The sequence below is a fragment of the Xanthomonas sp. NCPPB 1062 genome, assembly GCF_041481705.2.
Lineage (GTDB): Bacteria > Pseudomonadota > Gammaproteobacteria > Xanthomonadales > Xanthomonadaceae > Xanthomonas > Xanthomonas euvesicatoria.
The window spans coordinates 3,397,870-3,420,951 of sequence record NZ_CM192987.1; the positions used below are offsets into that span (position 1 = coordinate 3,397,870).

Here is a 23,082-nt window from a genome sequence, read left to right on the forward strand (position 1 = left end):
CAGCGCAGCGTCAGCTGGCGATGTAACGCTGCAGCTGGTCGATATCCTGCCGCTGCGCTTCGATCACCGCCTTGACCAGGTCGCCGATCGAAATCACGCCTTGCACGCGGCCGTTTTCGACCACCGGCAGATGGCGAAAGCGTCCGTCGGTCATGAGTTGCATGCAGCGCTCCACCGTGTCCGACGGCGTCACTGTCACCACCTCGGCGCTCATGATCTCGGCGACGCTGGTCGTGGAAGACGCGCGATCGCGCAGTACCACCTTGCGTGCGTAATCGCGCTCGGAAACGATACCGACCAAGCGCGTCCCTTCCATCACCAGGACCGCGCCGATAGCCTTTTCGGCCATCAGGCGAATCGCCTCGATCACCGCGGCATCGGCGGCAACCGCAAATACCTCAACCTGCTTGGTCCCCAACAGCTGTCGTACGGTCTGCATGGCCCGCTCCGCGCTTGGTCTGGTGATCGCAGACTACTCCCACCGCGCCGCGGTGGGTATCGACCAGATACAGCGGGCGCTGCTTGGCCTCGTCGTACAGGCGGCCCAGGTATTCGCCAATCAGGCCCAGGGCAATCAGCTGAACGCCCCCCAGAAACAGGATCACCGACATCAGCGTCGGCCACCCGGCCACTGGGTCGCCCATCAGCGCAGCCTTGATGACGACCCACGCGCCGAACAGGAACGCCAGCACCGCGGTCAGCAGGCCCAGATATGTTGCCGCGCGCAGCGGCACCGTGGAAAAACTGGTAATGCCATCGAGCGCGAAATTCCACAGCCGCCATACCGTGAACTTGCTGTGCCCAGACAGACGCGGCTCACGCCGATACGGCAGCGCTACCTGGCGAAACCCGACCCAGCCGAAGAGCCCCTTCATGAAACGGTGGCGCTCGCGCAGCTGCTGCAAGGCTTGCACGACACGCGGCGACAGCAAGCGGAAATCGCCGGTATCGGCAGGAATCGGGGTACGCGACAAGCGCCGGATCACCCGATAAAACGCGTGCGCAGCGCTACGCTTGAGCCAACTCTCGCCCTCGCGAATGACCCGCGTACCGAAGATGTTGTCGTAGCCGCCACGCCATAGCGCAACGAATTCCGGGATCAGCTCCGGCGGATCCTGGCCATCGGCATCGAGCAACACCACCGCACCCGGGAGCACGTGGTCCAGTCCGGCAGAAATCGCCACTTCCTTGCCGAAATTGCGCGACAACCGCACCGCACTCACCTGCGCATCCGCTTCGGTCAGCGCATGCAACACCTCCCAGGTGCCATCGGTGCTGCCGTCGTCGACATACAGCACGTGCGTCTGAAGTCCGGGCAGCTGCGCCAACACCGCGCACAGGCGCGGATGCAGCAGCGGAATGCTGGTTTCTTCATTGAAGGCCGCGATGAGCACCGTCAGGCGTTCGGGTGCCGGCGGCAGTTGCGCAGTCTCGATCGTGCTCACCGTGATGGCCCCTGCAGATAGGCAGGGCCGCCCAACTGGCGCGCCTGCCGCTGGATCCACGTCGCACGCCGCTGCACGAATGCACCAGGACGACGCGCGTCATAGCGCCGTGGCGATGGCAACACCGCTGCCAGGCGTGCCGATTCGCTTGGCGACAAGCCTGCCGCATCCTTGCTCCAGAACTGCTGTGCAGCCGCCTGCGCGCCATACACCCCGTCGCCGAACTCGGCCACGTTGAGATACATCTCCAGGATGCGTTGCTTCGGCCAGAACAGCTCGATCAACACCGTGTACCAGGCTTCCAGACCCTTGCGCACCCAGCTGCGGCCCTGCCACAGGAACACATTCTTGGCGACCTGCTGACTGATGGTGCTGGCGCCGCGCACGCGTCCACCGCGGGCATTGTGATCGCGCGCCTTCTCGATCGCCTGCAAGTCAAAACCGTGGTGCATCGGAAACTGCTGATCCTCCGCAGCCACCACCGAAATCGGCAGGCTTGCGGCGATCTTGTCGTAAACACGCCACTGCTGATGCAGCGAAAAACGCCAGTCGCCCTCGCCCCAGGCTTCCAGGTAACGCCCCACCATCATGCTGCTGATCGGCGGATCGACCACCCGCAAGATCAGCACCTGCAGCACGCTCGCCGCTGCAAACAGCAGCGGTGCCGCCATCAGCCAGCGCAACCAGCGCCGCGGTGGCGCCGCCTGCTTGCCATCCCATGCATCCGTCCCCATTGTTCGCTACGACCTTCAATCCCGATGCCTGCCGCATTATCCGGCAACCCGCGTCCCTTACGCCCGATGTTTCCATGACCGATCACGATCAGCTTTCCCGTTTCCTGCTGCCCGCCGCCGGCGTGCGCGGCGTCCATGTGCGCCTGACCAAGGCCTGGCACGACATCCAGGGTGCCGCCGCCTACCCACCCGCCGCGCGCCAGCTGCTCGGCGAAGCTGCGGTGGCCGCTGCACTGTTCACCGGCCACACCAAGGTCGACGGGCGCCTGTCGGTGCAACTGCGCGGCAACGACATCTTGCGCACCCTGTTTGCCGAATGCACCGCCGCCGGCACCTTGCGCGGCATCGTGCAGCTGGCCGAGGATGCGGATGCGCCGACCGACCTGCGCGAACTGGGCGAGGCCGCGCTGCTGGCGATCACCATCGAGAACCCCGGCCTGGACCCGCGCGAGCCGCAGCGCTACCAGAGTCTGGTCGGCATGCAGGCACCTGATCTGGCCGAAGCCTTCGAAACCTATTTCCAGCAGTCCGAGCAGTTGCCGACGCGCTTGCTGCTGGCCGCTGGCCCGGATCAGGCCGCCGGCCTGCTGCTGCAGAAGCTCCCCGGCGATGAAGGCGATAACGATGGCTGGACCCGCATCGGGGCCCTGTTCGACACCCTGGGCGCACCGGAGCTGCTCTCGGTCGCCGGCCAGGACCTGCTGCATCGCCTGTTCCACGAAGAAGCGCCGCAGTTGCTCGGCAGCAAGCCACTCAGCTTCGGCTGCTCCTGTTCGCGCGAGCGGGTTGCCTCGATGCTGCAATCGCTGGGCGAAGAGGAGGCGCGCGCGGCCGCCGAGGCTACTGGCGAAGTCGAGGTGCGCTGCGAATTCTGCGGTCGTGAGTATCACTTTCCGTTGACCGCGCTGGACGTACTTTTCAACGCGGCGCAGCCCTCGCAGGAAGCGCCGGAAAGGTTGCAATAGATAGGATGACGGTTGCGTTCTGGGGGCACGCGACCACTTGTTAAATAATCATAAACACCCTAGCATCCTACTTGCCCGCTCTCGGGAACTTAACAACTGCCCCTGGGTCTGACCTCTGGTATGCGATACCTCCTGCGCCTCCCGCTAGCTTTGATGGTTGCCCTCGCGGCGGCCACAGGCGTGCATGCGCAGTCGGCGCAACAGTTGCGCGAAAGCACGATCCTGCCGGTGTGGAACAAGGGCAGCGGCAAGGTGGAAGCCTTTCTGTACCTGGAGCCGACCGGTGAGCAGAAAGCCGGTGCACGCTGGCATTTCGGCCGCAACTCGCTCGATGCGGCGTTTGGCCTGAGCTCCGGCGACTCGCTTGGCCTGCTCTGCAACAGCAGCCGCGGCACCAACATCAGCGGTCTTGCCAGCCACTGCCTGCTTGCAGGCATCGGCGATGACGAAGAAGACAGCGCGGCTGCCTCGCGCCGCGTGTCCGGCACGCTGGGCTTCAATCGCGGCACTGGCCGGGTGGGCGTCACTGCCGGCACTGGCCGCGACACCCTGCCCGCCTGGCTGATCGGTGCAGGCAAGGCCCCGTTGACGCGTGTCGAGCAAAACGACCTAACCGTCTTCGGGCAGAAGAACATCGGCCGCGAAGGCTTTGTTTCGATCGGCGGCACGTATGCTCGCGCACGCCTGGTCCCGCTGGCCGATGTATCCCCGGCCATTGCCGACCAGTGGGACAGCAAGACCTTGAGCGTTGGCGGCGGCTACGGTGCCTTTAGCGCAAATGTCATTGGTCGCGTCGTCGATGTCCCGGGCCAGCCCGAAAAGTGGGAAGGCCTGGGCCTGGGCCTGACTTGGCGCACCCCCTGGAGCGGCCAACTCACCGTTGGCGCCGAGAACGTCATTTCCCGCGGCAAGAACCCGTTCGCACCGAGTAACGAGAGCAACAGCGACGGTACGGTTCCGTACGTCAGATACGAGCAGGACCTGTAACCCACTGATTCCATAGCAATTCTCATAACGCCATCGGCCCGCAGCCGGTGGCGTTTTTCGTTGCGGATCACGCGCCCGGCTGCCACTTTCACAACCTTCTTCTTTTTCGTTAACGGGACTTTAATTTCTCTCGCAACGCATATACCATCGGTTCACCCTGACGTTTTGGATCCGCTTTTTTCGGAACCCCCGGCAGGCAAACAACCCTTGGCAGTACCCAAGATCACTTGGAGAGAGAGCTAATGAATTGCAAGTCCAACAAGCTGCGCGATGCAGTTGTCCTCGCGCTCGTCGTGGGTGTGGGCGGTACCGGCACCGCCATCGCCCAGGAAGCCGGCACCACCAACCTCGACAAGATCGAAGTGACGGGTTCGCGCATTAAGCGCGCCGACGTCGAAACATCGCAGCCGGTCTTCAGCATGAGCCGTCAGCAGATCGAGTCGCAGGGCTTGACCTCGATCGGCGATGTAATCCAGAACATCGCAACCAATGGTTCCGCGCTCAACACTAACGTCAACAATGGTGGCAACGGCGAAACCCGCGTCAACCTGCGCAACCTCGGCTCCAACCGCACCCTGGTGCTGGTCAATGGTCGCCGCTGGGTTGGTGGCACGGGCCTGGGCGGCGCGGTCGACCTCAACACGATTCCGACTGCTGCCGTCGAGCGCATCGAAGTCCTGAAGGACGGCGCCTCCACCATCTATGGTTCGGACGCCATCGCCGGCGTCGTCAACATCATCCTGCGCCAGAATTTCGATGGCGCGGAAGCCAACGCCTATTTTGGTCAGTACGACAAGGGTGATGGCAGCCGCGAATCCTACGACTTCACGATCGGCTCGACTGGCGACCGTTGGCACGCCACCCTGGGCGTGGGTTACGTCAAGGAAGAGCCGGTTTGGGCAGGCAATCGCGAGATCTCCTCCGTCCCGGTGTTTGGCGCTGTGCCCCGTACCGGCAACAGCACGACCATTCCGGGTGGACGTTTTGGCATTTTCGGATCGACTGGTCCGGACCCGACTACCGGCGCACCGACATTCGGCTCAACCCGCTTCAATGGCACGCCCGGCTTCTCGATCACCACCGATGGTGGCACCACCTCGCGCAACTACACCGCGGCCGACAGCTACAACTTCGCACCCGCGAACTACTTGGTGACGCCGCAGGAGCGCAAGTCGGTCTTCGCTGACGCTGGCCTGTCGATCACCGACAATGTCCGTTTCAAGACGACTGTTACTTATAACGAACGCGAATCGACGCAGGTGCTTGCACCGATGCCGATCGTTCTCGGTCGTTCGGCGCCCGGCACCAACGGTGCTGACATCGTCATTTCGGCTGCAAACATCTACAACAACACCGGCCGCGATATCGACTACATCCAGTATCGCGCCGAGGAAACCGGCGGCCGTATCTTCACCCAGAACGTAAAAACGTTCGGCTTCAACGGTGCATTCGAAGGCGACTTTGAAGTTGGCCAGCGCTTCTTCAGTTGGGAAGCAGGCATGTTCTACGGCAAGAACGACCAGACCGAGCGCACCACCGGCCTGTTCAATATTTCTGCGCTGCGTAACGCCCTCGGTCCGTCGTTCGTCGACGCCTCCGGTGCAGCGCGCTGCGGCACTGCAGCAAACACCATCGATGGCTGCGTCCCGATGGACATGCTCCACGGGCCCGGGTCGCTCACTCCGGAAATGCTGCGGTATGCCGGCTTCAATGCCCATGACCTTTATGGCTACGAGCAGAAGACCTACTACGGCAACGTCGGCGGCGAACTCTTCGATATGCAGGGAGGCGCGTTCGCTTTCTCGCTGGGTGTCGAGCACCGCGAAGAATCCGGTTTCGACGATCCGGATGCGCTGATCAATTCCGGCGATACCACCGGCAACGCGCGCACCGCCACCAGTGGTGGTTACAAGCTCGACGAAGCCTATCTTGAATTGGCCGTGCCGCTTCTCGCCGATCTGCCGGGCGCTCAGCTGCTGGATTTCAGCCTGGCTACCCGTTATTCGGACTACAGCAACTTCGGCGACACCACCAACAGCAAGTTCGGTTTCCGCTGGAAGCCGATCACTGACTTGATGATCCGCGGTAACTGGTCGCAAGGCTTCCGTGCACCTTCGATCAGCGAACTGTTCCAGGGCGTCAGCGATACGTTCGAGGACGTCCGCGATCCTTGCGCAGGCTCGTACGATACTGGAGCAGTGAATACCTCGCGTCCTGGGTCTTGCGGCTCGGTGCCGGCCTACGCGCAGGCGAACCCGCAGGTCCGTACCGCGACGGGTGGCAACCAGCGTTTGAAGCCTGAAACGTCCACCTCCAAGACGTTGGGCTTCGTTTTCAGCCCGGGCTGGGTGACCGGCCTGGATGTTTCGCTCGATTGGTGGAACATTCAGATCGAAGATGCGATCGACACTCAAACCGTGCAGGAAACGCTCAACAGCTGCTACTTGGCTGGCGTGGCGAACGCCTGCTCTCTCATCCAGCGTGAAGCCACCGGTGAAATTTCGAACCTGCTGGCGGTCCCGAACAACATCGCCAGGATCGAAGCAGAAGGCTACGACCTGACGATTGGTTACCGCCTGCCTGATACGGCCTGGGGCAATTTCAGTTTCGTGTGGGATTCGACCTACCTCAGCAAGTTCGTGGTTGAGAAGCCGCTCCAGGATCCGGAAACCCGCGTTGGCCTGTATCGGGGCGGCTCGGCGCAGGACAATAACTGGCGCATCCGCTCTAACCTGATGGCCAACTGGGAATTGGGCGACATCGGCAGCTCTGTGGCGATGCGTTACTACAGCTCGCAGGTCGAAAACTGCATCGGCGCCAACGTCAGCAACCCGGTCAACATTGGCCTGCTCTGCTCGGATCCGAATCGTGTCACCAGTGCAGGTGCAGCACCTCGCAACCACATCCCGAGCGTGACCTATACCGATATCAGTGCGTACTGGAAGGCGCCATGGAATGCGCGTGTCACGGTCGGCGTCAACAACGCGTTTGATCGGGATCCGCCGCAATCTGCTACGGCGTTTGCAAATAGCTTCGATCCGCAGTACGAAATCCCGGGTCGCTTCTATTACATGCGCTACACCCAGAAGTTCTGATAATTGGTTTAGAAAAAGTCAGTATCAAAAGGCCGCGATTCGAAAGAATCGCGGCCTTTTCGTTAGTCCTCACTGTCAGACATCTCGCTGGCGCTGCTACGCACGCCCAATAGCTCACCCCGGAATCAACGTCTGGATCACATGCTCGACGTAGGCTTCGAAATCTTCCCGGGCCGGCTTGGGCTGTTGCAATTGCAGCGAGAGTTGCAGGAAGCCGACATAGGCGGCGTAGGCCAGGCGAGCGCGGTGCTGGGCGTCGGTGCGGGTCAGGCCGGCTTGGCGGAACGAGGCGATCAGGTAATCGAGGCGACGTTGCGAAACGCGGTCGATGACCGGGCGCACGGCCGGGTGGTCGAGTGCCTTGAGCAGTTCGCTATAGATGACGTGCGGTTTGACTTCGTGGGCAACCAGCTGAAACAACGCGCGCAGGCGAGCGCTGGGGTCGGGTACGTCTTCCAGGCTGCCGAACACTTCTTTTTGCTCGAAGATTTCCCAGCGCTCAAGGGCCGCCTGCAGCAGAGCGTCGCGCGAGGGGAAGTGCCAGTAGAAGCTGCCTTTGGTGACGCCGAGCCGGCGCGCCAGCGGCTCGACTGCAACCGCGCCCACCCCTTGTTCGGCGATCAGGTCGAGCGCGGCCTGTGCCCAATCGTCCGCGCTGAGGCGATTGCCGCGACCGGAGCTGGCGCGGGGCGTGGTGAGGCTGGAGTCGATGGTGTCGTTCATGCCGCGATTTAACCATACGCTTGTGTCAGTTGCAGTATGCATCACGAAATTGACATATCAGCGCCATGATTCAGTGGCTTAACCGTCCATACGATTGAGTATTGACAGTCGCCATCGTGCATCCATACCATTAAGTATGGTCATCTCACCCGCTAGCCTCGCCTCCACTGCGTCCCTGTCCAGCGTCAACGCTGGCGACGCAGTGCTCGCGGTGTCGATGCGGGGTGCCGAACACGCGCCGTCGGTACTGTTCGCACATGGCTTTGGACAGACCCGACATGCCTGGGACGCCACTGCCGCGACGCTGGCTGACAGGGGCTACCGCACCCTGTCGTACGACGCGCGCGGGCATGGCGATTCCAGCGCCAATGCGGCGGATCACCCCTACTCGGCAACGCAATTCACCGACGATCTGATCGTGCTGGCCGGCGAGCAGCCCGAGCCACCGGTGCTGGTTGCTGCGTCGATGGGGGGCTTGTTCGGGCTACTGGCCGAAGCGCGCTGGCCCGGCCTGTTTCGTGCCATCGTGCTGGTCGACATCACGCCACGCTGGGACACCACGGGTGTGGAGCGCATCCTGCGCTTCATGACCGCGCATCCGGACGGCTTTGCATCGCTGGATGCGGCCGCCGATGCGATTGCCGTCTACCTGCCGCATCGGCCGCGCAAAACGCCCGGCCAACTGCAGGCATTGCTGCGGCAGCGTGCCGACGGGCGTTGGCATTGGCACTGGGATCCGCGCCTGGTCGACGAGCTCGCCGGTCAGGACGCCCAGCTCCAGCAGCATGCATTGCTGGAGGCGGCAGCACAGGTGCGTTGCCCGATGCTGCTCATCAGCGGCGGACGCAGCGATCTTGTGACGCCAGCCAACATTGCCGAATTCCTCTCCATCGCGCCGCATGCGCAGCACGTGCATCTGCCCGATGCCACGCACATGCTGGCAGGCGACGACAACACCACGTTTACCGCCACCGTGTTGCATTATCTGGACGCACTGCCGGCGGCTTGCACCATCGCAGCGTCCAACACTACCGAGCATGTCACTGGAGCAAGACCATGAGCATCATTGCACCGTTCCTCCTCGTCATCCTGGCGGCGGGTATCGCTGCCTATCACCGGATGCGCCTTGCCACGTGGGTTGCGATCAGCGCCTGTGTGCTGGTGGCGTGCTGGCTGCTGGGTGCCAATCTCACCGCCACCCTCGTGGCCGCCGCGCTGGTGGTGCTAGTGTCCGCACCGGTGCTGCTGCCGTTCCTGCGCAAGCCGCTGCTGACCACGCCGCTGATGGGCTTCTTCCGTAAGGTGCTGCCGCCGCTGTCGCAGACCGAGCGCATTGCCCTGGAGACCGGCTCGGTCGGTTTCGAAGGCGAGCTGTTCACCGGTGACCCGGATTGGCAGAAGCTGCTGAACTATCCCAAGCCGCAACTCACCGCCGAAGAGCAGGCCTTCCTGGATGGCCCGGTGGAGGAGTTGTGCAAGATGATCAACGACTGGGAAATCACCCACGTCCACGCCGACCTGCCGCCGGAGCTGTGGGATTTCATCAAGAAGAACAAGTTCTTCGGCATGATCATTCCCAAGCAGTACGGCGGCCTGGGTTTCAGCGCGCTGGCGCACCACAAGGTGATCCAGAAGCTGTCCTCGATCTCCAGCGTGGTCAGCTCCACCGTGGGCGTGCCCAACTCGCTCGGCCCCGGTGAGCTGCTGCTGCACTACGGCACCCCGGAACAGAAGGACTATTACCTGCCGCGGTTGGCGGTCGGTGCGGAAGTGCCGTGCTTCGGCCTGACCGGTCCGTTCGCCGGCTCCGATGCCACCTCGATTCCGGACTACGGCATCGTCTGCAAGGGCGAGTGGAATGGCGCCAATGTGCTGGGCGTCAAGCTGACCTTCGACAAGCGCTATATCACCCTGGCACCGGTCGCCTCGCTGATCGGCCTGGCGTTCCGCGCCTACGATCCGGATGGCCTGATCGGCGACAAGAAGGACATCGGCATCACCCTGGCACTGCTGCCGCGCGAAACCCCGGGCGTGGAAATCGGCCGTCGCCACTTCCCGTTGAATTCGCCGTTCCAGAACGGCCCGATCCATGGCGAAGAAGTGTTCATCCCGCTGAGCCAGCTGATCGGTGGCGTGGAGATGGTGGGCAAGGGCTGGAACATGCTCAACGAGTGTCTGGCTGTCGGTCGCTCGATCACCCTGCCCTCCACCGCCAGCGGCGGTAGCAAGGCCGCGGCGGTGGTCACCGGTGCGTATGCGCGTATCCGCAAGCAGTTCGGATTGTCGGTGGGTCGTTTCGAGGGCGTGGAAGAAGCGCTGGCCCGGATCGGCGGCAAGGCCTATGCGATCAGTGCGCTGTCGCAGGCCACGGCCGCGGCGGTGGATCGCGGCGACGTGCCGTCGGTGCCGTCGGCGATCGCCAAGTACCACTGCACCACCATGGGCCGCGAAGTGGTCAGCGACATGATGGACGTGATCGGCGGCAAGGGCATCATCCTGGGGCCGCGCAACTTTGCCGGCCGCGCCTGGCAGGCCGCGCCGATCGGCGTGACCGTGGAAGGCGCCAACATCATGACCCGCAGCCTGCTGATCTTCGGCCAGGGCGCCATCCTGTGCCATCCGTGGGTGTTGAAGGAGATGCAGGCCGCACAGGATCCCGATACCCGTCGTGGCCTGGAGCAGTTCGACCAGAGCCTGTTCGGTCATATCCGCTTCGGTATTTCCAACGCCGTGCGCTCGTTCTGGTTCGGTCTGACCGGTGCGCGCATCGGTGCGGCGCCGGGCGATGCGTATACCCGTCGGTTCTTCCGCAAGCTGGATCGCTATTCGGCCAATCTGGCCTTGATGGCCGACGTGTCGATGCTGATGCTGGGCGGCAAGTTGAAGTTCAAGGAGTCGCTGTCCGGTCGCCTGGGCGATGTGCTGAGCCATATCTACATGACCAGCGCGATCCTCAAGCGTTATCACGACGAAGGCGCGCCGGCGAGCGACCAGCCGCTGCTGGCCTGGGCTTTCCACGACAGCGTGCACAAGATCGAAACCGCGCTGTCGGCGGCGCTACGCAACTTCCCGATCCGCCCGGTGGGCTGGTTGATGTGGGTGTTGATCTTCCCGCTCGGCCGTCGCGCCGAAGCGCCTGGCGATCGCCTCGGCCATCGCGTTGCTTCGCTGTTGATGACGCCCAACGAGGCGCGTGACCGTCTGGCCAAGGGCGTGTTCCTGACGCCGTGCGCCAACAATCCGGGCGGTCGTATCGCCAGCTACCTGACCAAGGCGGTGATGGCCGAGCCGGTGGAGCGCAAGTTCCTGAAGGCGCTCAAGACCAAGGGCATCGAAGCGCTGGATTTCCCGGCGCAGCTGGACGAAGCCGTGGCCGAAGGCGTGATCAGCTTGGAAGAGCGCAAGCTGCTGGAAGAGCTGCGCGAGATCATGATGGACACCATCACCGTGGACGACTTCGATCCGCATGAGTTGCGTGCGGCCAGCTTCTACGACAAGCCGCAGGCGCAACAGCCGCGCGAAGCCGCGTAAGGCGTCAAGCTTGGGCGAGAATGGACGACGGCGGGCTTCGGCCCGCCGTTGTTGTTTGTGGAGATGGGTGTTGTCTCCGGCATGCTGCCTGCAGACCTGATCAGCTGCAGTTTTCGACAGCACGCATGTGTGAGCGACGCCACGCAGTTGGCGGCCATCGAATGAGCGGGTGCCAGGGGCCGAACACGCGCGCAAGTTGCGCACGTCACGCGCTTGAGGCAGTCAGGCGCTAAGGCTATGAGCAGGAGCTCATCGCAGCAGTGCCCCACTCCTGCGTGCAGCGGACAACTACCGCAACCGGATCAGAACGGCAGCCACGCCAGCGCCAAGGCGATCAACGCCGGCAGCGCCTGCACGAAGAAGATGCGGCGGTTGACGCTGTAGGCGCCGTAGCAACCTGCCACGACCACGCAGACCAGGAAGAAGCTCAGCACGTCGGCGCGGGCGGCCAGTGCGCCCCAAAACAGGCCAGCGGCCAGAAAGCCGTTGTAAAGCCCCTGGTTGGCCGCGAGCACGCGGGTGGCCTGCGCCTTTTCGAGGCTATTGCGGAAGGTCTTCAAACCCAGCGGGTGCGTCCACAGCACCATTTCCAATACCAGGATGTAGACGTGCAGCAGTGCGATGCACAGGCCGGCAATGATGGCGAACAGGGACATGGCAGACCGCCTCGGAAAATGGTGCCGCCAGCATAGCCGCGATTGCGGTCGTTCTGTTCGGCACACCTGCACTACCGGGCTGGCGCCTGCGCTTCTGGCGCTGCCAGTGTGAGACGCAGGCCCCCTGCCTGGTCGATGCCGAGCGCCAAGCTGCATCTGCGCATGTGCTGTCGCGGTGCTTAGTCGGAAACGCGCTTGTCCGTCTCCACGTCGCGCTCGGCGGGTAGCTTGCGCGCTTGCCGCAACAGGCCGAACGCACCGACCGTCATGCCGGTCGCCACGACCAGGCCGACGCCGAACACCGCGCTGGAGCCGAACGCAGAGACCAGCTTGTGCACCCAAACGAAGGTGAGATCGCCACCGCGATAAACCACCGTATCGATCGCGGCGCCGGCCTTGTAGCGCCACTCGCGATTTACCCGTGTGTACAGCGTTTCGCGCGCGGGCTTGGCCAGTGCGAATTCGCTGGAGCGGGTAATCACCTGCACGATCGCAATCATTAGTGGCAACGGCGACGCCGCCAACGCCGCATAGCCCAGCATGATGGCCACACCCGGGATCAACAACGCCGGCGCGATACCAAAGCGCGACAGCAACGCGCGCGTCACCAGCAGCTGCAGCACCAGCGCGAGCGCATTGATCGCCAGGTCGATGCTGGAGTAATAGGCGGTGGCCGCCGCTGCATCGGTGTAAAGCCGCCGCACCAGCGCCGCCTGTTCGTTGTAGAGCAAGGTCCCCACGCCCACGCCGAACAACACCATGAAGGCCAGCCAGCGCAACAGCGGTTCACGCACGATCAGCTTGAGGCCGCCGAGCACATCGCCGCCCATGGGCACTTCGCCGGAGCTCAGCTGGCCCTCCTGTTCGCGCGCAACGGCCCACAGCCGCAAGCGCAGCACGCAGAGCACGCATACCGCCAGGAACCCGGCCGACACCAACATCAGATGTGCGATGCCGATACGTTCGACCAGTACGCGCGTCAGGACCGGGCCCAGAAACGCACCCAGCGTGCCTGCCGCGCCGATATAGCCGTAGTAGCTGCGCGCTTGGGCATTGCTGAAGACATCGGCCATGAAACTCCAGAACACCGCCACCGCAAACAGGTTGAAGACGGTCACCCACAAAAAGAACGCCATGCCACGGCCCGGCACGCCGGTGTCGAACAGCACGTAGAACAGCAGCAGGGTGGCGATGAAGAAGCCATACACCCCCGGCAGGAACACCCGCCGCGGATAGCGGCTGACCAAAGCGCCGTAGACCGGTTGCAGCAGCACCATGATCAGGAAGGTGCAGGTAAACAGCACCTGCAGCGTGAAGTCCTTCAAGGGCACACCGTGCGCGGCGAAGAACGCGATCATGCCGGTGGGAAAGAGCGCCTCTACGTCGGCCGAGGCGCCCATCGCTTCGCGCACCGGGCGCAACACGTAGTAACCGCTGAGCAGACAGAAAAAGTAAAGAAACGACCATGCCAATGGTGGCGAGCTACGCAGTGCCGCGCTCAAACGGCCAGCCGCAGATCGCGGCGCAGAGGGGCTGGTCATGGGGTAACGGCCGCTCGCGCAGGCGGGCCCGACAGAAAAAACATGGCAAAGGCAGCACCTGTGAAAGAAGCGCGCAAGTTAGCCGATGCGAGGCAGCGCCACCAGCGACCAGTCGCAGGAGCCTGCGGCCCAGGTGCCCTCCGCGCCGGCACGCTGCTTGCTTCTTGTATCGCACCAGCGCGTGGCAACGCTTCGGCGGTACCGGAATACTCGAATTCTGAATCTAAAATCATCAATAGGATCAATGCGATGCCCATTCATCTTCCGGCAGTTTGTGCTATTGCAAAGCGCGGCGCTAGAATCGCCGGAGGCAGCGGAACAGGCGGGACAACCATGACAGAAATGCGCACGCGCCGACGGTTCCGACCGTTGGCTATCGGGCTGTTCGGGGCGTTGTTGCCCCTGGCCCTCTCTTCCACCGCGCAGACACCCGCGCTCACCGCTACTGCATTGCAGGCGGCCACTGTGGCGCAGTCGCCCACCGCACCGCTGCCCTATCGCACCTCGCTGCCGGCCAACCAAGTGTTGGCACCTGCTGCCGGTTTCGATGTGGCGGCATTCGAATCGATGGCGGACCAGCTGACCTACGGCAACCGGGTGCCCGGCATGGCGATGGCCATCGTGCAGGGCGGCAAGGTGCTCAGCGCGCGCGGCTATGGCGTCACCGATGTCAATCATCCGCAGCCGGTCGATGGCCACACGGTGTTTCGCCTGGCTTCGCTGTCCAAAGCCTTCGCCGGCACCATGGCCGGCCTGCTGGTCAACGATGGCGTGCTGCGCTGGGACAGCAAGGTGGTCGACTATGTGCCGGGCTTCCAGCTCAGCGACAACGCCGCCACCCGTCAACTCACCGTGGCCGAAGTGCTCAGCCATCGCGTCGGCCTGACCCGCAACGCCTACGACCGCGATATCGAATCCAACGTCGATTACTACTCGCTCAGCCATAAGCTGGCTGCTGCGCCGCTGCGTTGCGCACCGGGCGATTGCTACGCGTATCAAAACGTCGCCTTCAGCCTGGTTGGCGATGTGGTGTTCGCCGCATCGGGCAGCTTCTACGAGCAATCGGTAGAGCGTCGCATCTTCAAGCCGCTGGGCATGAACGACGCCAGCATGGGGCTGGCCGGTATCCAGGCGAGCCCGCACTGGGCACGTCCGCATGTGCGCAGCCGCAATGGCTGGGTCTCGCTGACGCCCAAGCCCACCTACTACCGTCTGGCGCCCGCTGCGGGCGTCAACGCCAGCGCCAGTGACATGGCGCAGTGGCTGCTCGCGCACACCGGCCATCGCACCGACGTGCTGCCTGCACCGCTGCTTGCGACGCTGCACGCGCCGCTGATCTCCACGCCGGGCGAAATGCGTTCGGGCTGGCGCCACGAGCGCGTGGATGCGGCCAGCTATGCGCTGGGCTGGCGCGTGTTCGACTACGCCGGCCATCAAGTGGTGTTCCATGCCGGCGCGGTGCAGGGTTATCGCGGCTTGGTCGCACTGCTGCCGGAGCGCGACCTGGGTGTTGCGATCCTGTGGAACGGCGAAAGCGGCCTGCCCTCGGGCATGCTGCCGACCATCCTGGACCGCGCGCTTGGCCTGCCGGCCAAGCGCTGGCTGGACATCGATGTGGATGGCGACTTCGGCAGCGAAAACATGCTGGCAGAAAAGCCCGACCCGGCTGGCAAGGGCGCGTCTTCCGGCAAGTCGGTGGCCTCGCCGCGCTGAGTGGACGTCGTGCACTGACCTCGTGTCGGTGACGTAGGCAAAGGCGGCTTCGGCCGCCTTTGCTGTTTCTGTGTTTCCAATGCGCGTTGGGCGGCTCGCCGATGGCATGCCTGCCGGGCGCGCAAGAGCAAGGCCGTGATTGCACGCTATGCCCGAATTCTTTGGCTGGCGTAACGCCCATTGCCACCAACGCTGAGACTGAGCCGATCTGTTCGGCGTGCCGACGTGGCGAGCCCGAACGGTTGGCTCTGGAATCTCCTGGCTTGGTCCGCCGCATGATCTTGCTCTGCGACCTGCTGCATTGCCGGCCCACCATCAAGTCAGGCAGCGGCGGCGTGCTGTCGTGCCCTCGCGCGAAGGACCGACAACTGTCCAGGTTGGCCGGCAGAGCCAGAATGATCGCGCGGCGACGCCTGCACTGCCGACCGGCATGCGCGTCTGGCGCCTCGATGCCGCGAACTTGAATCAGCGACGTTGCTCGGCCGCAACAGCTACACCGTTTGCAGACTGGCAACGCGCAGCCTGGCACCGACCACGCCAGTGCCAGGCACATAAAAAAGCTCCCTCCCCGCTGGGCGTCGGGGAGAGAGCTCGATGTTTACGGCGATCGGGTATTACAAGATCAGATCAGCGGTGCCGGGGTTGCGGGCAGCGCGACCGGAGCGGCCTTCTTCTTGCGAACGGCCGGCTTCTTCTTGGCGACCTTCTTCACGGCGGGCTTCTTGGCAGCGCTCTTCTTGGTGGCGGACTTCTTGGTCGCCTTCTTCGCGACTGCCTTTTTGGCGGTCTTCTTGACGGCCTTCTTGGCGGTCTTCTTGGCGGCTGTCTTCTTGGTCGCCTTCTTTGCAGTCTTCTTCACTGCCTTCTTGGCGGCAGTCTTCTTGGTTGCCTTCTTCGCAGTCTTCTTGACTGCCTTCTTGGCGGTTGCCTTCTTTGCAGTCTTCTTGACGGCCTTCTTGGCAGCAGTCTTCTTCACTGCCTTCTTGGCGGTTGCCTTTTTGGCGACCTTCTTGACTGCCTTCTTGGCGGCAGTTTTCTTCACTGCCTTTTTGGCAGTGGGTTTCTTTTTCGCAGCTTTTGCAGTGGCCATGTAATTGGCTCCTCGTCAGTGAACTATGGAGGTGAAACGCCCAGTTGAACCAAACCCCGCGACGGCATGCCGTCGTCGGGAACCGTCCGCAGATGATGCGCGACGGAACGGATACAGAAACACCCGCATCGAACGGCGACACGGGTGCGTAGTCGGAACGACAACTGCTTTCTTGGAGAGAAGCGGACCCGACTCCACCGTGATTAGCGCTTCGGTGGACATCCGGAACAAGCTTGTCGGCGCGATGTCGATTCTGCTCACTCTCTTCCGCAGCAATGTCTGCTGGGCGAAACCTAATCACGCTTTTTTTTACTGTCAACACTCTTTTGCAATTTTTTTTTTGCCCACCATCGCTGCGTGCCATGTCCACGCCAGCCAATCACCCCGCGTCTGCACATACTCGTCCAAGCGAGAAGCGCGCTCGCCCAACAGCGTTTTCAAAAAAGCGCTTCTTTTCCGCTGTTTTTTTTGTGTCGCGCGTTTGCGTGCCTGCCTGGGCGCTTGGACGGCACGGCGGTCAAGCCGATGCGATGGCATTGCTTGCCGCCTGTCCGCCAGCTGAAAATTTTTTATCCAACGGCTGCACTTCCGGCGTCGCATGAGCAGAAATGCGCAAACTTATTGAGCGCCTAGAGCGTCATGCACGCACCCGCGCGCACCGACGACCGCATCCATCGCGTGCACCAACCGATGATCGAGACAGGCGCCATGGCGCAGAATTTTTTCACCGGGCACACGCCAAACCCTCACGAACGACTCACGTCAGAAATCCGGCGCAGTGCAGGTGGGCCAGCAGTGGATGCACGTTGGATCGTGCCGAGCCACCGCATCGACATGCCACCGACGGCGTCGCGGTCGGCGGTCGACCGAACGACGCCTCCCTCTCTGCGATTGCGCGCCGGCTCGCGCCGCATCGCTGCACCAAGGCACGCATCACCGACGCAGGCGCGCTCAAAAAAAATGGCCGCTCCATGAGCGGCCATCGGATACCGGCTGCAACGACACCTGATCAGTGATCGTCGTCTTCGAGCAGCTCGGCATAGTCGTCCGGGTCCAGCAGGTCGTTGAGCTGTTCCTTGTCGTCCATCTCGACGACGAAGATCCAGCCTTCGCCATAGGCGTCTTCGTTGATGGTTTCCGGCTTGTCGCTCAACGCGCTGTTGACGTCGACAACGGTGCCGCTGACCGGGCTGTAGACGTCGGAGGCGGCCTTGACCGATTCCACCACCGCAGCGCCGTTGCCGACCTGCACGGTGTCGCCGACGCCCGGCAGTTCGACGTACACCAGGTCACCCAGCAATCCCTGCGCGTGGTCGGAAATGCCGACGGTCACGCGACCGTTGCTTTCGACGCGGGCCCACTCGTGGGATTTGAGGAACTTGAGGTCGCCAGGGATCTCGCTCATGGGTGTGCTCCGGGAAAGATGATGGTTGGGGACAGGTGGCTAGTTTAGACCGCGCGACAAGACAGGTGCACGCACGGCGGTGGGGCGATGGCGATACGGATACGGACCCGGGCGCAGCGCCGCGCGCAATACGCGGCGCTACACGAGTCAGTCGCCGAGCACGCCGGGCTGTGCCTGGCCATCGCGCACGAACGGAAACTTCACTGCGCGCAGCGGCACCTGCTTGCCGCGGATGTCCACCCGCAGCTGCTCGATGCTGCCGGCCGGCACGCGCGCGAAGGCGATCGCCTTGCCCAGCGTGGGCGAGAACGTGCCGGACAGGATCTCGCCTTCGCCACTGGCGGTGAGCACGGTCTGGCCATGCCGCAACACGCCCTTCTCGTCCATCACCACACCGATCAGCTGACGCGGTGCGCCCTGCGCCTTTTGATATTCGAGCACGCTGCGACCGATGAAGTCGCGTCCTTCGTCCAGGGCGATCGTCCAGGCCAGCCCGGCCTCGTAAGGGGTAACGCCATCGTCCATGTCCTGCCCATAGAGATTCATGCCCGCTTCCAGACGCAGGGTGTCGCGTGCACCCAGGCCTGCGGGTTTGACGCCCTGCGCGAGCAACGCATTCCAGAATGCGACGGCAGCCTCTTGCGGCAATACGATCTCGAAACCGTCTTCGCCGGTGTAGCCAGTGCGCGCAAGGAACAAATCAATGCCATCGCGCGAACGCGTCTGCAGCGCGGCGAAACGGCCGAGCTTGCTCGCCGCTGCGGTGTCGGCCGGGTCGAGCAGGTCGATGACCTTGGTGCGCGCGCTGGGACCTTGCACGGCAATCATGGCGAAGTCGCTGCGCTCTTCCACCCGCACGTCGAAGCGTGCGGCCTGCTCGCCGATCCACTGCAGGTCCTTTTCGCGGGTGGCGGCGTTGACCACCAGACGGAAGAAGTCTTCCGTCATGTAGTAGACGATGAGGTCGTCGATCACACCACCCTGGGGATTGAGCATGCAGGTGTACAGCGCCTTGCCGGAGACCTTGAGCTTGTCCACCGAGTTGGCGAGCAAATAGCGCAGAAACTCGCGCACGCGCGCACCGTGCAGGTCGACCACCGTCATGTGGCTGACGTCGAACATGCCGGCGTCGCGGCGCACCTGGTGGTGCTCGTCCAGTTGCGAGCCGTAGTGGATCGGCATGTCCCAGCCGCCGAAGTCGACCATCTTAGCGCCAAGCGCACGATGGGTGTCGTTGAGGATGGTCTTCTGGGTCATGTGCGCCGTTCCAAAGGAAAGACGGCCATTATCGCCGTCCTGTCACGCTTGGGGGAACGGCATACCGCTGTGTGGTTGCGCCGCCTGCGGGCGCGAACGCAGCGCGACGCTACGCCGCGCTGCAACAACGCCGAGGTCGGCACCGCAATGCCCTGCCCTGCCCGCATACATCAACCGGCCGGCTGCACCAGCAAGCCCATGCCATCGGCGCCGACGATGCGCACCGGCGTGCCGGCCGGCAGATCCGGGCCGGCCACCACCCAGAACGCATCATCGACCTTGGCGCGGCCGCGACCATCGTGGATGGCCTGATCGAGCAGCACGCAGCGGCCGATCAACTGCTCGGCACGCCGATTGTGCAGCGGCGATCACTCTGGCGGCCATTGCCGCGGAACCAGGCGCGATACACCTGCACTGAGACGATGCTGAGCAGCACGAATGCCACGATCTGCCACAGCAACGCGATGTTCGGCAACACCAGCACCAATACGCACACCGCTGCGGCAGCGATCCCCATCCACAGCAGGAAGGCACCCGGCACCAGGGTCTCGGCCGCAATCAGCAGCAGCGCCAGTACTGCCCAGACCGCCACGTCCCAGCGCATGGCTCAGGCTCCTGCGCGCGGCGGCATCGGCGGTACGCGCACGGGCGCGTCGGGCTTGCCGGCCGCCTCCTTGGCCAGCTCGGCAATGCCGGCAATCGAACCGATGATGCCGCTGGATTCCATCGGCATCAGCACCAATTTCTGGTTGGGCGCGGTGGCCAGCGCCTTGGACGCTTCCACATACTTCTGTGCGACGAAATAGTTGATCGCCTGCACGCTGCCGTTGGCGATGCCGATGGCGATGGCGTCGGACACCATCTGCGTCGCGCGTGCTTCGGCTTCGGCCAGACGTTCGCGCGCTTCTGCGTCGCGGAAGGCGGCTTCGTGAGTATGGCTCAGCGCTCCCGGCAACCAACGCCGGCCACGTGCGGGGCAGGCCCGGGCGCAGCCGCTGCACCCGGCCGCTGTCGCAAGGCAATCAACGTGTGCGCGCACATGCAAACGCGCTCAGGCGCTACGTGGCGAGAACATGATCACCGCCATGCCGAGCAGGCAACAGGCGGCGCCAAGCAGATCCCAGCGCGTCGGCGTCACGCCGTCCACCCACCACAGCCACAGCAGCGCGCTGGCGATGTAGACCCCGCCATAGGCCGCGTACACGCGACCGCTCGCTTCCGGATGCAAGCTCAACAGCCAGACGAAGACGGCAAGGCTCAGCGCAGTGGGCAGCAGCAGCCACACGCTGCCCCCTTTGCGCAGCCAGAGATAAGGCAGGTAGCAACCGACCAACTCGGCGAGCGCTGTCGCGGCAAACAGCAGTAGCGTGGTCGGCGCGATCGTCATGCCGGCCGGGGCGTATCGGAGGCGGCGCCATCAGGGCCGGTTTGATACCCCGGTGCGCTGCGGGAAGCCTCACCGCCAACGGACGGGTCACTGCCGGCAGCGCTGTCTACAGGCGGTGCGTGGGACAGCGGGGCGTGCAAGGCCGATGCGTCGCCCGCGGAACCGTCGATGGCCGGCACATCGCCGCTGCGCTCCTCGCGTTTGACCTGTTGCCACAACGCTTCCTGCTCGCCCAGCGACAACGCGTTCAACGGCGTGCCGGCAGTACGCGCCCGCGCTTCCATCGCACGAAAGCGACGTTCGAATTTCAGATTGGCGTGCCGCAACGCGGCGCCGACATCCACCTTGGCATGGCGCGCCAGATTGGCGCAGACAAACAACACATCGCCCAATTCGTCTTCCAGCCGGGCCTGATTGTCGGCCACCGGGCCGCGTGCGAATTCCACGCGCAACTCTTCGATTTCTTCCTGCAGTTTTTCCAACACCGGCACCGGGCCAGGCCAATCGAAACCCACGCGCGCCGCGCGCGACTGCAGTTTGGTGGAGCGCTGCCATTCCGGCAGCCCGCGCGCGATGCCGGAAAGTGCGGAGTCGTCCTGGTTGCCAGCGGCACGACGCTCTTCGCGCTTGATCTGCTCCCAGTTGGCGCTCACCGCCTGCGCATCGGGCGCCGGTTGCGCGGCGAACACATGCGGGTGGCGACGTATGAGCTTGTCGCTGAGCGTGGCGACCACGTCGGCGAAGCCGAACGCTCCCTGCTCGGCCGCCATTTGCGAATGGAAGACCACCTGCAGCAACAGGTCGCCCAACTCGTCGCGCAGGCCAGCCAGGTCGTTGCGATCGATCGCATCGGCCACCTCGTAGGCTTCTTCGATGGTGTACGGCGCGATGCTGGCGAAGGTCTGCTGTACATCCCAGGGACAGCCGTGTTCGCGATCGCGCAGACGCGCCATCAAGTGCAACAGCTGCTGGATATCGCCGGTGGAAGGGGTCTGAGACATCGTGTATTCCTGGAACCTCTGAGTGAGTGCGCCGCCAGCGCATGTCCCACGCGAGGCAAGCGACGTACGCGGCCGTTGCACACCACCGCAACGGCGCGCGGCACGCAAGCGCGTGCGGGGATACCGGAGTGTACCTTTCAGTGCGTCAGGGCCTTGCACAGCCATGCCGTCGCCAAGACGGCACGCATGCCGCTCAGGCCAGCCAATCGCGCCAGGGCAGATTGGGGTCGCCCAGTGCGATGAAGTCGCCGTTGAGCAAGGTGTCGCGGCGGTTGTAGCGGAACGGTTTGCCGCTGGCGCCGGCCAGCAACACGCCACCGGCCGCATGCAGCACGCACTGGCCGGCGGCGGTGTCCCACTCGGAGGTGGGACCGAAGCGGGGATACACGTCCAGATCGCCTTCGGCGATGCGGCAGAACTTCAACGACGACCCTTGCGCGACCACGTCGATCTCGCCCATCCGCTCCAGCGCGGCGGCGGTACGCGCGTCGCGATGAGAACGGCTGGCCGCCACCCGCAAGGGCGTGGCGGCCGGGGTGCGCGTGTGCAGCATCTCGTCGCGGTCGCCATCGCGGCGGAAGGCATTCTCGCCACGCGCGGCGTACCAGACCCGCCCGTCGACCGGCGCCTGCACCACCCCGAGCACCGGTGCGCCCATATGGATGAGTGCGATGTTGACGCTGAACTCGCCATTGCGCTTGACGAATTCGCGGGTGCCATCGAGCGGATCGACCAACCAGTAACTGGTCCAGTACTGGCGTTGTTCCCAGGCCACATGCGCAGACTCTTCCGACAGCACCGGCACGTCCGGGGTGACACGGCGCAGGCCTTCGACGATGACGCGGTTGGCTGCCAGGTCGGCCTGGGTCAGCGGGCTGGCGTCGTCCTTGATCTCCACCGAAAAGTCCTGGGCGTAGACCTCCATGATTGCGGCGCCGGCATCGCGCGCGATGGCGATCACGGTTTCGCGCAGCTCCATCGGGATGCGGATCATGGATTGCGCTCCAGCCACTCGCGCGCAATGAACAAGGCGGCCAGCGAGCGGCCTTCGGAGAAATCTTCGCGCAGCATCAATTCGTCCAGACGTGCGATCGGCCACGGCACCACGTCCATCTCTTCCGGCTCGTCGCCCACCAGGCGCTCGGGGTAGAGGTCGCGTGCCAGCACCAACCAGGATTGGTGACTCATATAAGTAGGAGCGAGCGTCATTGCGCGCAGCACCTGTACCTGGCGTGCGCCATAGCCGGCTTCTTCCTTGAGCTCGCGGTCGGCGGCCTGCTCGGGTGTTTCGCCGGCGTCGATGCGGCCCTTGACCAGACCGAGCTCATAGCGATGCACGCCGGCGGCATATTCGCGCACCAGCAGTACGGTTTGCGCATCGAGCATCGGCACCACCACCACGGCGCCGTGGCCCTGGCTGAGTTGGCGTTCGTAGATGCGGCGCTGCCCGTTGGAAAATTCCAGATCCAGCTGCTGCCGACGGAACGGCCCGTCGCCCAGATCGGTGATCTTGTGGATGATCGGCAGACGCGAGCTCATGCGTCGCACGCAG

Annotated in this window: 20 protein-coding genes and 2 pseudogenes; 7 read left to right on the forward strand and 15 right to left on the reverse strand. The window is 63.8% G+C overall.

The window, feature by feature from the left end; translation table 11 throughout:
* Window positions 1–10: 10 nt before the first annotated feature.
* Genes ACCQ16_RS14810 through mtgA form a run of 3 tightly spaced genes read right to left on the reverse strand, consistent with a single transcriptional unit; the run spans window position 11 to window position 2,179 of the window.
* A complete protein-coding gene (locus ACCQ16_RS14810; RefSeq protein WP_014090742.1) occupies window positions 11–439 on the reverse strand; it encodes a CBS domain-containing protein in 429 nt (142 codons plus the stop codon).
* Entirely contained in the window at window positions 399–1,445 is a 1,047-nt protein-coding gene (locus ACCQ16_RS14815) for a glycosyltransferase family 2 protein (RefSeq protein WP_008572082.1), read from the reverse strand. The genes ACCQ16_RS14810 and ACCQ16_RS14815 overlap by 41 nt, the downstream gene beginning before the upstream one ends.
* Complete coding sequence (mtgA, locus tag ACCQ16_RS14820; protein ID WP_372379999.1) at window positions 1,442–2,179, reverse strand: monofunctional biosynthetic peptidoglycan transglycosylase; 738 nt, start codon at window positions 2,177–2,179, stop codon at window positions 1,442–1,444. The genes ACCQ16_RS14815 and mtgA overlap by 4 nt, the downstream gene beginning before the upstream one ends.
* Before the next feature lie 74 nt (window positions 2,180–2,253).
* On the opposite strand from mtgA, the gene hslO reads away from it, so the two are divergent.
* The 3 genes from hslO (at window position 2,254) to ACCQ16_RS14835 (ending at window position 7,226) form a co-directional block, all read left to right on the forward strand.
* Complete coding sequence (hslO, locus tag ACCQ16_RS14825; protein ID WP_109290808.1) at window positions 2,254–3,144, forward strand: Hsp33 family molecular chaperone HslO; 891 nt, start codon at window positions 2,254–2,256, stop codon at window positions 3,142–3,144.
* A gap of 153 nt (window positions 3,145–3,297) precedes the next feature.
* Window positions 3,298–4,131, forward strand: a complete 834-nt coding sequence (locus ACCQ16_RS14830; protein WP_029819951.1) for an XOO1806 family protein — start codon at window positions 3,298–3,300, stop codon at window positions 4,129–4,131.
* A 242-nt stretch (window positions 4,132–4,373) separates the two neighbouring features.
* Window positions 4,374–7,226 carry a TonB-dependent receptor domain-containing protein gene (locus ACCQ16_RS14835; protein WP_218196228.1) on the forward strand — a complete coding sequence of 951 codons (2,853 nt, stop codon included), beginning with the start codon at window positions 4,374–4,376 and terminating at the stop codon, window positions 7,224–7,226.
* A gap of 114 nt (window positions 7,227–7,340) precedes the next feature.
* Here ACCQ16_RS14835 and ACCQ16_RS14840 read toward each other — a convergent pair whose 3' ends face one another.
* Window positions 7,341–7,949 (reverse strand): TetR/AcrR family transcriptional regulator, encoded by a 609-nt coding sequence (locus tag ACCQ16_RS14840; RefSeq protein WP_003482399.1) that lies wholly within the window; start codon window positions 7,947–7,949, stop codon window positions 7,341–7,343.
* A gap of 136 nt (window positions 7,950–8,085) precedes the next feature.
* Here ACCQ16_RS14840 and ACCQ16_RS14845 point away from each other — a divergent pair, with 136 nt between their 5' ends.
* Both ACCQ16_RS14845 and ACCQ16_RS14850 read left to right on the forward strand, forming a co-directional pair.
* Window positions 8,086–9,009 (forward strand): alpha/beta fold hydrolase, encoded by a 924-nt coding sequence (locus ACCQ16_RS14845; protein ID WP_065627447.1) that lies wholly within the window; start codon window positions 8,086–8,088, stop codon window positions 9,007–9,009.
* The gene (locus ACCQ16_RS14850) at window positions 9,006–11,480 is read left to right on the forward strand and encodes an acyl-CoA dehydrogenase (RefSeq protein WP_008572075.1); all 2,475 of its coding nucleotides are present in this window, start codon (window positions 9,006–9,008) and stop codon (window positions 11,478–11,480) included. Before ACCQ16_RS14845 ends, ACCQ16_RS14850 begins: the two co-directional genes overlap by 4 nt.
* 302 nt (window positions 11,481–11,782) lie before the next feature.
* On the opposite strand, the gene ACCQ16_RS14855 is transcribed toward ACCQ16_RS14850, so the two are convergent.
* Both ACCQ16_RS14855 and ACCQ16_RS14860 read right to left on the reverse strand, forming a co-directional pair.
* Window positions 11,783–12,136, reverse strand: a complete 354-nt coding sequence (locus tag ACCQ16_RS14855; RefSeq protein ID WP_277572586.1) for a DUF1304 domain-containing protein — start codon at window positions 12,134–12,136, stop codon at window positions 11,783–11,785.
* Between the two features lie 179 nt (window positions 12,137–12,315).
* Window positions 12,316–13,677: an NTP/NDP exchange transporter gene (locus ACCQ16_RS14860; RefSeq protein ID WP_011348210.1), complete on the reverse strand. Its 1,362-nt coding sequence runs from the start codon at window positions 13,675–13,677 to the stop codon at window positions 12,316–12,318.
* A 333-nt stretch (window positions 13,678–14,010) separates the two neighbouring features.
* On the opposite strand from ACCQ16_RS14860, the gene ACCQ16_RS14865 reads away from it, so the two are divergent.
* Window positions 14,011–15,390, forward strand: a complete 1,380-nt coding sequence (locus tag ACCQ16_RS14865) for a serine hydrolase domain-containing protein (protein WP_011348211.1) — start codon at window positions 14,011–14,013, stop codon at window positions 15,388–15,390.
* A gap of 622 nt (window positions 15,391–16,012) precedes the next feature.
* On the opposite strand, the gene ACCQ16_RS14870 is transcribed toward ACCQ16_RS14865, so the two are convergent.
* Window positions 16,013–16,480, reverse strand: coding sequence for a hypothetical protein (locus ACCQ16_RS14870; protein WP_008572071.1), 468 nt, complete (start codon window positions 16,478–16,480; stop codon window positions 16,013–16,015).
* An 806-nt stretch (window positions 16,481–17,286) separates the two neighbouring features.
* Between ACCQ16_RS14870 and ACCQ16_RS14875 the strand changes: the two genes are divergently transcribed.
* Window positions 17,287–17,496 carry a hypothetical protein gene (locus ACCQ16_RS14875; protein ID WP_126952652.1) on the forward strand — a complete coding sequence of 70 codons (210 nt, stop codon included), beginning with the start codon at window positions 17,287–17,289 and terminating at the stop codon, window positions 17,494–17,496.
* Here the strand turns inward: ACCQ16_RS14875 and gcvH are convergent.
* The 8 genes and pseudogenes from gcvH to nudE form a co-directional block, all read right to left on the reverse strand.
* Window positions 17,490–17,885: a glycine cleavage system protein GcvH gene (gcvH, locus tag ACCQ16_RS14880; protein ID WP_277572585.1), complete on the reverse strand. Its 396-nt coding sequence runs from the start codon at window positions 17,883–17,885 to the stop codon at window positions 17,490–17,492. The two genes, ACCQ16_RS14875 and gcvH, sit on opposite strands and share 7 nt — an antisense overlap.
* A 147-nt stretch (window positions 17,886–18,032) precedes the next feature.
* Window positions 18,033–19,142, reverse strand: a complete 1,110-nt coding sequence (gcvT, locus tag ACCQ16_RS14885; protein WP_008572070.1) for a glycine cleavage system aminomethyltransferase GcvT — start codon at window positions 19,140–19,142, stop codon at window positions 18,033–18,035.
* A gap of 170 nt (window positions 19,143–19,312) precedes the next feature.
* Window positions 19,313–19,746: pseudogene (locus tag ACCQ16_RS14890) on the reverse strand (NfeD family protein).
* 3 nt (window positions 19,747–19,749) lie between these two features.
* A pseudogene (locus tag ACCQ16_RS14895) lies at window positions 19,750–20,070 on the reverse strand (SPFH domain-containing protein); the annotation flags it as partial.
* 123 nt (window positions 20,071–20,193) lie between these two features.
* Window positions 20,194–20,529 (reverse strand): YnfA family protein, encoded by a 336-nt coding sequence (locus ACCQ16_RS14900; RefSeq protein ID WP_008572067.1) that lies wholly within the window; start codon window positions 20,527–20,529, stop codon window positions 20,194–20,196.
* Complete coding sequence (mazG, locus tag ACCQ16_RS14905) at window positions 20,526–21,530, reverse strand: nucleoside triphosphate pyrophosphohydrolase (protein WP_277572584.1); 1,005 nt, start codon at window positions 21,528–21,530, stop codon at window positions 20,526–20,528. The genes ACCQ16_RS14900 and mazG overlap by 4 nt, the downstream gene beginning before the upstream one ends.
* 193 nt (window positions 21,531–21,723) lie before the next feature.
* Window positions 21,724–22,524, reverse strand: a complete 801-nt coding sequence (cysQ, locus tag ACCQ16_RS14910; protein ID WP_008572065.1) for a 3'(2'),5'-bisphosphate nucleotidase CysQ — start codon at window positions 22,522–22,524, stop codon at window positions 21,724–21,726.
* Window positions 22,521–23,069: an ADP compounds hydrolase NudE gene (gene nudE / locus ACCQ16_RS14915; RefSeq protein WP_003482427.1), complete on the reverse strand. Its 549-nt coding sequence runs from the start codon at window positions 23,067–23,069 to the stop codon at window positions 22,521–22,523. Before nudE ends, cysQ begins: the two co-directional genes overlap by 4 nt.
* Window positions 23,070–23,082: the final 13 nt, after the last annotated feature.

Bases quoted from the DNA above. Each gene is read 5' to 3' on its own strand.
- ACCQ16_RS14810 (WP_014090742.1), bottom strand. From the start codon at position 439: ATGCAGACCGTACGACAGCTGTTGGGGACCAAGCAGGTTGAGGTATTT.
- mtgA (WP_372379999.1), bottom strand. From the start codon at position 2,179: ATGGGGACGGATGCATGGGATGGCAAGCAGGCGGCGCCACCGCGGCGC.
- hslO (WP_109290808.1), top strand. From the start codon at position 2,254: ATGACCGATCACGATCAGCTTTCCCGTTTCCTGCTGCCCGCCGCCGGC.
- ACCQ16_RS14830 (WP_029819951.1), top strand. From the start codon at position 3,298: ATGGTTGCCCTCGCGGCGGCCACAGGCGTGCATGCGCAGTCGGCGCAA.
- ACCQ16_RS14835 (WP_218196228.1), top strand. From the start codon at position 4,374: ATGAATTGCAAGTCCAACAAGCTGCGCGATGCAGTTGTCCTCGCGCTC.
- ACCQ16_RS14840 (WP_003482399.1), bottom strand. From the start codon at position 7,949: ATGAACGACACCATCGACTCCAGCCTCACCACGCCCCGCGCCAGCTCC.
- ACCQ16_RS14845 (WP_065627447.1), top strand. From the start codon at position 8,086: ATGGTCATCTCACCCGCTAGCCTCGCCTCCACTGCGTCCCTGTCCAGC.
- ACCQ16_RS14850 (WP_008572075.1), top strand. From the start codon at position 9,006: ATGAGCATCATTGCACCGTTCCTCCTCGTCATCCTGGCGGCGGGTATC.
- ACCQ16_RS14855 (WP_277572586.1), bottom strand. From the start codon at position 12,136: ATGTCCCTGTTCGCCATCATTGCCGGCCTGTGCATCGCACTGCTGCAC.
- ACCQ16_RS14860 (WP_011348210.1), bottom strand. From the start codon at position 13,677: ATGACCAGCCCCTCTGCGCCGCGATCTGCGGCTGGCCGTTTGAGCGCG.
- ACCQ16_RS14865 (WP_011348211.1), top strand. From the start codon at position 14,011: ATGACAGAAATGCGCACGCGCCGACGGTTCCGACCGTTGGCTATCGGG.
- ACCQ16_RS14870 (WP_008572071.1), bottom strand. From the start codon at position 16,480: ATGGCCACTGCAAAAGCTGCGAAAAAGAAACCCACTGCCAAAAAGGCA.
- gcvH (WP_277572585.1), bottom strand. From the start codon at position 17,885: ATGAGCGAGATCCCTGGCGACCTCAAGTTCCTCAAATCCCACGAGTGG.
- gcvT (WP_008572070.1), bottom strand. From the start codon at position 19,142: ATGACCCAGAAGACCATCCTCAACGACACCCATCGTGCGCTTGGCGCT.
- ACCQ16_RS14900 (WP_008572067.1), bottom strand. From the start codon at position 20,529: ATGACGATCGCGCCGACCACGCTACTGCTGTTTGCCGCGACAGCGCTC.
- mazG (WP_277572584.1), bottom strand. From the start codon at position 21,530: ATGTCTCAGACCCCTTCCACCGGCGATATCCAGCAGCTGTTGCACTTG.
- cysQ (WP_008572065.1), bottom strand. From the start codon at position 22,524: ATGATCCGCATCCCGATGGAGCTGCGCGAAACCGTGATCGCCATCGCG.
- nudE (WP_003482427.1), bottom strand. From the start codon at position 23,069: ATGAGCTCGCGTCTGCCGATCATCCACAAGATCACCGATCTGGGCGAC.